Origin of the sequence: Pantoea sp. alder81 (assembly GCF_020179835.1) — a bacterium.
In the GTDB taxonomy this organism is placed as follows: Bacteria; Pseudomonadota; Gammaproteobacteria; order Enterobacterales; family Enterobacteriaceae; genus Pantoea.
Genome location: NZ_JAIUDA010000027.1, coordinates 1 through 1,700, shown reverse-complemented (window position 1 = coordinate 1,700; position 1,700 = coordinate 1). Strand labels below are relative to the sequence as shown.

Here is a 1,700-nt window from a genome sequence, read left to right as displayed (position 1 = left end):
GGCTACCCGATGATGCAGCAGGCTTACGCTGCACCAATGATGCAGCAGCCAGGCCTGGCGACTGCGGTCGCACCTGTTGCTGCGGCGCCGGTTGAAGCGGCTAAGCCAGAAATCACTGGCCACATCGTGCGTTCTCCGATGGTCGGAACTTTCTATCGCACCCCAAGCCCGGACGCGAAAGCCTTTATCGAAGTCGGCCAGAAAGTGAACGCCGGCGACACCCTGTGCATCGTTGAAGCGATGAAAATGATGAACCAGATCGAAGCCGACAAATCCGGCGTTGTGAAGGCGATCCTGGTGGAAAGCGGCCAACCGGTTGAATTTGACGAGCCGCTCGTCGTCATCGAATAACGAGGCGAAGCATGCTGGATAAAATTGTTATTGCTAACCGTGGTGAGATCGCGCTGCGCATTCTGCGTGCCTGTAAAGAGCTGGGCATCAAGACTGTCGCCGTTCACTCCACCGCGGACCGCGACCTGAAGCACGTGCTGCTGGCGGACGAAACCGTCTGCATCGGCCCGGCGCAGTCGGTCAAAAGCTACCTGAACATCCCGGCCCTGATCTCCGCCGCCGAAATCACCGGCGCCGTGGCGATCCACCCGGGCTACGGCTTCCTCTCTGAGAACGCCGATTTTGCCGAGCAGGTTGAGCGCTCTGGTTTTATCTTCATCGGCCCGAAAGCTGACACCATCCGCCTGATGGGCGACAAAGTGTCTGCGATTACCGCCATGAAGAAAACCGGCGTACCGACCGTGCCAGGTTCTGATGGCTCGCTGACCGAAGACATGGATAAAAACCGTGCCATCGCCAAGCGCATCGGTTATCCGGTGATCATCAAAGCCTCCGGCGGCGGCGGCGGTCGCGGTATGCGCGTCGTACGCAATGAAAAGGATCTTGAGCAGTCCATCGGCATGACGAAAGCGGAAGCCAAAGCGGCTTTCAACAACGACATGGTCTACATGGAGAAATTCCTCGAGAACCCGCGTCACATCGAGATTCAGGTGATGGCCGACGGCCAGGGCAACGCGATCTATCTGGCGGAACGTGACTGCTCAATGCAGCGTCGCCACCAGAAAGTCGTTGAAGAAGCACCCGCGCCAGGCATCACGCCGGAACTGCGTCGTTTTATCGGCGAGCGCTGTGCGAAAGCCTGTATCGATATCGGCTATCGCGGTGCGGGTACTTTCGAGTTCCTGTACGAAAACGGTGAGTTCTACTTCATCGAGATGAACACCCGTATTCAGGTGGAGCATCCGGTGACCGAGATGATTACCGGCGTGGATCTGATTAAAGAGCAGCTGCGCATTGCTGCCGGTCAGCCGCTGTCGATCAAACAGGAAGACGTGATGGTTCGCGGTCATGCGGTAGAGTGCCGTATCAACGCCGAAGACCCGAACACCTTCCTGCCGAGCCCGGGCAAAATCACCCGTTTCCACGCGCCAGGCGGTTTTGGCGTGCGCTGGGAATCGCACATCTATGCCGGCTACACCGTGCCACCGTACTACGACTCGATGATCGGCAAGCTGATCACCTACGGTGACACCCGTGAAGTGGCTATCGCGCGCATGAAAAATGCGCTGGCGGAACTGATCATCGACGGCATCAAGACCAACGTCGAGCTGCAGATGAAAATCATGTCCGACGAAAACTTCCAGCAGGGTGGCACCAACATCCACTATCTGGAGAAAAAACTCGGCCTG

2 protein-coding genes are annotated in these 1,700 nt (G+C 57.6%); both read left to right on the top strand.

Going from position 1 to position 1,700, the window contains the following annotated elements; genetic code table 11:
• Positions 1–351 (top strand): acetyl-CoA carboxylase biotin carboxyl carrier protein (gene accB / locus LBW88_RS26425; RefSeq protein WP_224935653.1); only part of this gene is annotated, 351 nt, incomplete at its 5' end.
• Between the two features lie 11 nt (positions 352–362).
• A partial coding sequence (accC, locus tag LBW88_RS26420) for an acetyl-CoA carboxylase biotin carboxylase subunit (RefSeq protein WP_224935651.1) occupies positions 363–1,700 on the top strand: 1,338 nt, incomplete at its 3' end.